The sequence below is a fragment of the Mucilaginibacter sp. genome (genome assembly GCF_036383575.1).
Taxonomy (GTDB): Bacteria; Bacteroidota; Bacteroidia; order Sphingobacteriales; family Sphingobacteriaceae; genus Mucilaginibacter.
Genome location: NZ_DASVOB010000297.1, coordinates 1 through 6,041, shown reverse-complemented (window position 1 = coordinate 6,041; position 6,041 = coordinate 1). Strand labels below are relative to the sequence as shown.

Genomic DNA, 6,041 nt, shown 5'->3' with positions numbered 1-6,041 from the left:
TATGAGCTATATTTTCAACTCCCGCGTAAGCATTATAACGGATCACAGGTTTGCCTGTATTACCTCTTTTCGTGGTTATCAGGATTACACCATTTGAGCCGTTGGTACCGTAAATTGCAACAGCAGAGGCATCTTTAAGTACCTCCATCGATGCAATATCATTAGGATTAATATCATTTAATGACCCACCGCTTTTGCTGAGCGGAATACCGTCAACAACCACATACGGGCCGGTACCGGCATTGATCGAATTTTGGCCTCTCACACCTGCCAATGGTTGAGCTCCGGGCACAGAAGAGGAAGTTGTAATATTAACACCAGCAACAGCACCTTCGAGTGCCTGCAATACGTTAGTTACCGGCAATTGTGATAACCGCGCTTTAGGCACCGACACGACAGAACCTGTAACATCCGAACGTTTTTGAGTACCGTAACCTACAACCACTACCTCGTTAAGCTGCTTGTTATTGTCCTCAAGTACTATGTTCAGCGTGGTTGTGTTTTTAGTAACTACTATGGTTTTAGGAACCATGCTCACAAACGAGATCCTTAGCGTAGAGCCTTCGGTTACTTCAATTTTAAAAGCACCGTTAACATCGGTTGTGGTTGACTGGGTTGTACCCTGAATGTTCACCGTTGCACCCGGTAAGGCGCTACCTGTGGCATCCTTTACAACGCCTTTTACATTAATTTTTGTTTGCGCATTTGCTATTTGAGTTATGCCCAGCAGCATGATCATCAAAAGCCATACGGAAAAACTGTTTAAATGAGTAAATCTATATTTCATAATTTAATTGGTTATTGGGTTTATTTAATTTGGAATTTTGGAGCGTGACCTGTGCTTATCCGGGGCGGTTTAACACCACAGCGCATGCTACCCAATTGCGCGTTTTTGAAATTTTCATTGCATTAATTTTTAGTTTATGAATTGCCGGCAATAAAATATTGGTATTGATTATTGCCTGTCGGTTGAAACGAAATAAGCGGAATTTGGCAATACGAGAGAGGGGTAAAACTATAAATTACCGGGGTCAAAACATACAAAAACACCTCCTTTTGATAGTTTTTGTAGAATACGCGAGAAAATAAGTGTCAAATTCACTCTTATTTTATTTCAGCACGCTTTCCTGGTGATGACATATCATCCCAATAAAGGCGGCCCTATTTGGAAGAGTTTTTTTCAAACTCGTTCATACGATACGAAATTTGAAAACTGGCGCGGTGTTTTTTGATAAAATCTGAGGGGTTGATGCCGTATTGTTTAAAGAATTGCTCGCGAAAGTATTTCACATCGCTGAAGCCAACCTGGAACGCGGCTTCGTTAACATTGCAATTGGTTTGGATGAGTAATTCGGCAGCTTTACGCAGGCGGACGAACCGGATAAAATTATTAACCGACTGCCCGGTAATATTTTTAAGGCGTTTAAATAAGGTTGCATAGCTGATACCGATCTCCTTGGCCAGCACATATACATCAAACTTATCGTCGGTAAAGTAGTGTTCGATCACTGAAATACAATTATTGAGAAAGTCCTTGTTTTCCTGCGAGATACTGCGGCCGGTACTTTTTTTGGTAACCTCTTTATAAAAATAGTTTTGAAGCTCGGTTTTATTGCGCAACACACTTTTTACCCGTGCAATAAGCAATTCTTTATCAAAAGGCTTACGTAAAAAATCGATAGCCCCTTCTTCAATGCTCTTCAGCATGATATCGGGCGTGGTATCGCCGGTTAACAGGATAACGGGGATATGGCTTATGGCCTGGTCTTCCTTTACGATCCGGCACAGGTCAAGCCCGCTGATCCCGTCCATAACTATGTCGCTTATAATTACGTCGGGCATGTGTTTTTTTATCAGCTCGAGGCCTGTTGCGCCATTTTGGGCCTCAATAACATTATACCCGGGCGTAAAGATCTTTCTAATATATGAACGGATCTGATCATTATCATCAATCACCACAAGGGTATGCCTGGCCGAACTGAATAGCTCCAACGCAGCCAGGTCTCCCTCTTCTGCCACTATCGCTTTGTTGTCATCATCAATAAGCTCATTTACATAAGTATAATCCGGTACAACATCCTCAACTATCGTATCCCCGGAAAAATGGGCCTTACCCTTTGGCATTGCAAGCACAAATGTGGTACCGCCATCAGGATTATTGGAATAACTGATATTACCCTTATGGCTTTCAATAAAAACCTTAACCAGGTATAAGCCTATCCCAAAACCTTTGCGGAAATAGTTTTTATCCTTTGCCTGGTAAAATTTATCGAACAGCCTGTCGCCGGCCTCTGCATTTATACCTATACCGTTATCCATTATTTTAAAATATACATGAACATCGTCCTGTTCAATGATGATATGGATAGTGCCGCGGTCGGGTGTAAATTTTATGGCATTTGAGATCAGGTTGAACAGGGCTATCTCAATCTTCTCCAGGTCGCCGTACACTTCAATGCTTTCTGACCTGCTCTCGAGGGTATAATTAAGCTGTTTAATTTTTGCCTGCTGAATAAAGCATGAATAAACCTCATTACATAAGCTCACAAAATTCAGTTTGCTCACTTTAAGCGATGCATTTTCGCTTTCGGTTTTCCGGAAAAGTAATAGGTGATCAACCAAACCAAGTAAGCGGCGTGCATTGCGGTATATGGTGCTCAGTTCTTCCGTATTCCCCTTGTTTTGATTAAGAAGGTCCTTGATAGGATTAATGATAAGCGTTAACGGCGTCCTGAACTCGTGCGATACGTTGGTAAAAAAAGTTAGCTTCTTTTCATTAAGCTCTTTTTCCTTTTCCACCTGCAAATTGGCCAGCTTTACTTTAAACCTGAGCTTAGCCTGGTTTACCCTGTAGTTGTAAAACGCATAAGCTATAACAAACACCACCGACAGATAAATTATGTAAGCCCACCAGGTACGGTACCAGGGCGGTAAAACAACAATTTTAATGGAAATGGGCGCAGCCGTCCATCGGCCTTCTGTATTGGTAGCCCTGATCCTGAGGGTATAAGTGCCTTCATTTAACCGTGAAAAATAGGCCGACTTTAGCTTACCTACATAGTTCCACCCATGGTCCCAGCCTTCAAGATAATATGCGTAGGAGATCTTATCAGGAAATGAATATTCAAGCGCGGTATAGCTGATATTTAAGGTAGCTTCACTAAACGGAATGGTCACTTTTTTCAATTCGTTTAACGGCAGCTTTTGTGTATATGCGCTACCCAGCTCAATTGATGCATTATTTATTTTAAAATCAGAAAGCATTAACCTGGGCTGATGAACGTAAGACGCAATACTATCAGGCGAGAAAAGGTTAAACCCTTTTATACCGCCAAAAAGCATTTTACCCGATGCCAGCTTTAGCGCCGCGTTATAATTAAACTGGTTACTTTGCAGCCCATCTGATGCATTATAATTGGTGATCTTTTTTGTTGTTACATTAAAGTTAGAAAGGCCATTATAACTACTGCACCATAAATTCCCGCTGTTATCTATCAGGATGTTCAAGATCGTATTGCTGGGTAGCCCGGCCGATTCCGTGTATCTTTTATATTGATGAGTATTGGTATCATATTGAAGCAATCCCCCGCCTTCGGTGCCAACCCAGAAATTGTGCTTATTATCTTCGGTAATAGCCCGGATGGCCTGGCCAATAAAGTAAACCTGGTGCTTTTTATTTTGAATATCAATTTTTATGAGACTGTTGTAGTTGCCTGCCCATAGGTTGCCGGCATGATCTTCAAAAAGCGCATGGATATTTACCAGGCTTTTATCAAAAAGCTCAAACTGATCTTTAGCTCGATTGTACAAAAATAAAGCACCTCCCCAGGTGCTGCCTGCCCACAAACGGTGCTGCGAATCTTCGTAAAGCTTCCAAAAATTCCGCTCCTCCTTTTTATCTACCGGGTTGTAGCAACTGTAATGTTTAAACTGCCGGGTAGCATTATCAAAGGCATCAATACCACCATTAAAGGTAGCCACCCATATTTTGTTGGTATAATCGTTTAAAATACTTACAACAAAATTACTGCTGATAGATCCCGGAGCATTTTGATGCACATAGGGAGTAAAGGTATTTGTTTTGGTATCCCAATAATTTAACCCGCCGCCATCGGTACCAACCCAAACATTATGTAGCTTATCCTCACAAAACGACAGGATAAAATTATTGATAACGCTGTTTTTATTAAAAGCGTCATGTGCAAACAAATGGAACGATGCCGGCTTACGGTCAATGATGTTCACGCCCCCGCGCAGGGTTGCTATCCATATCCGGGATTCATCATCTTCATAAACAGCGTCAACGGCACCGCTGCGTAGGCTATTGGGCGTTTCACCTGCAGTGATATAAGTAATATTGCCCACCGCCGGTTCCCAAACTTTGATCCCTCCACCATTTGTGGTAACCCAGATATCTCCGTTTTTTGTTGTGGCAAGGCTAAAAATGCTGTTATTTATTAATTTGTTAAGCCCTATGTCAAGCTTTATGGTTTTCAGCGTAAGCGGATCGTACATAAACAACTCGTTGCCCACCCCTGCAATCACTTTGCCCTTTCCATCAATAGTTATACTCCCCGCATTCGCCAATTCGGGCGCTACAATTTTTATCTTATCGGTTGCTACATCGTATCTGCCAAGCCCGGCCCCACTTACCAGTACCCATATGGTTCCCTGCTTATCCATCCGGGCGGCAAGTGTATTGAACCGCTGTTTGTTGACATCATATAGGATCTCTTTACCAATAGTATCTGTTTTTCCAAATTTCAGGAAACCATACGTACCATTAGTGGCAAAAATATTGCCTGACTTATCAGCTACTATTTCATTGATGTTAAACCCGATCTTAACAGGCTGATGTTTTTCATTATAACAATAAAGTGCATGAAAGCGGGAATCGGCATAATCAAAAAACATGAGGCCTTTTTCAGTTCCCACATATATGCGCCCGCCGCGGGCATTAATGGATTTAATGTGGTTATTAACCAGCGAGTTTTTGTCCCCCCAGATATTCCGGAAAACCTTAAATGTATAACCATCATAACGGTTAAGACCGTCATAGGTCCCCATCCACATAAAGCCATATTGATCCTGAGTAATACAGGTTACCGCGTTATTTGAAAGGCCGTCTTCGATACCTAAATATCTAACCGGAAAACCCGGGCCTTTTGCTGAGGTTATTAACGAATAACATAAAAAAGGAATAAGCAATAAAGCCTTTAGTCGCTCAAACATTAGCCGGATAATCAATAACTGGTTAAGTCCAAAGGTATCAAAATGAAACAGGCTTTCATTCGCAGATTTTATCCTTTTTTGATAAGGCATAAATAACAAAAGCCTATCAAAAGACATAACGAAAATAACACCCATATTGGCGACAAATAATTAACATTTAATTATATTTGAGATATTATAAACCGGTTCTTAATAAACATTTATTGTATACGGCCATCATCCCTAAAATTGGGAATGCTGTAACTCCACGTATTTAAATTGTGCGGTTATAGCAGGTCATACTTATTTATTAAAAGCATTTGATTAAACATTTACCTGCATTGACTAAGTATTTATTTGTTTTTTATTTGTGCCTGTGGGCGCTTAATCTACATGCGCAAAATGTACTAAGCATTGATAAAAGCGTTCAGCAACATAAGTTTACCCTAAACGAAGTAAATTACCTGCAAGACAGCACCGGGAAGCTAACATTCCAGGATATACAGGCAATGAGCTCCTCCTTCTCCGAAAACAGCTCATACTATCCCAGCAATCACCATAAAAACTCTACTTACTGGTTCCGTGTGCGGATGTATTTCAACCAGCCGATAAGCGGCAACAGCATCATTGAGCTGTTTGATCAAACAACTGATGAAGTAACGGCTTATATGCCTGATGCAACGGGCGGGTATATCAAAAGTGAATCGGGCGCTAACCTTGATTTTAGCAGCAGGCTTTTTCACCATAAAAACTTCGAATTTCTGATCGGGGATACCCAAGCAGGTTATCGTACCTATTATTTCAAGATAAAATCGCATAATGCGGTAAAC

Annotated in this window: 3 protein-coding genes; 1 reads left to right on the top strand and 2 read right to left on the bottom strand. The window is 41.1% G+C overall.

What is annotated here, in order from left to right:
• Both VF500_RS10370 and VF500_RS10365 read right to left on the bottom strand, forming a co-directional pair.
• On the bottom strand, nucleotides 1-787 hold a 787-nt coding region (locus VF500_RS10370), incomplete at its 3' end, for a TonB-dependent receptor plug domain-containing protein (protein ID WP_330859602.1).
• Nucleotides 788-1,161: 374 nt separating this feature from the next.
• Nucleotides 1,162-5,322 (bottom strand): hybrid sensor histidine kinase/response regulator transcription factor, encoded by a 4,161-nt coding sequence (locus VF500_RS10365; protein ID WP_330859601.1) that lies wholly within the window; start codon nucleotides 5,320-5,322, stop codon nucleotides 1,162-1,164.
• 230 nt (nucleotides 5,323-5,552) lie between these two features.
• Here VF500_RS10365 and VF500_RS10360 point away from each other — a divergent pair.
• Nucleotides 5,553-6,041, top strand: a 489-nt coding sequence (locus VF500_RS10360; protein WP_330859600.1) for a 7TMR-DISMED2 domain-containing protein, incomplete at its 3' end; no start/stop codon positions are given.

What these genes read in the sequence shown, in the direction of transcription:
- VF500_RS10365 (WP_330859601.1), bottom strand. Translation starts at nt 5,322, where the DNA reads ATGCCTTATCAAAAAAGGATAAAATCTGCGAATGAAAGCCTGTTTCAT.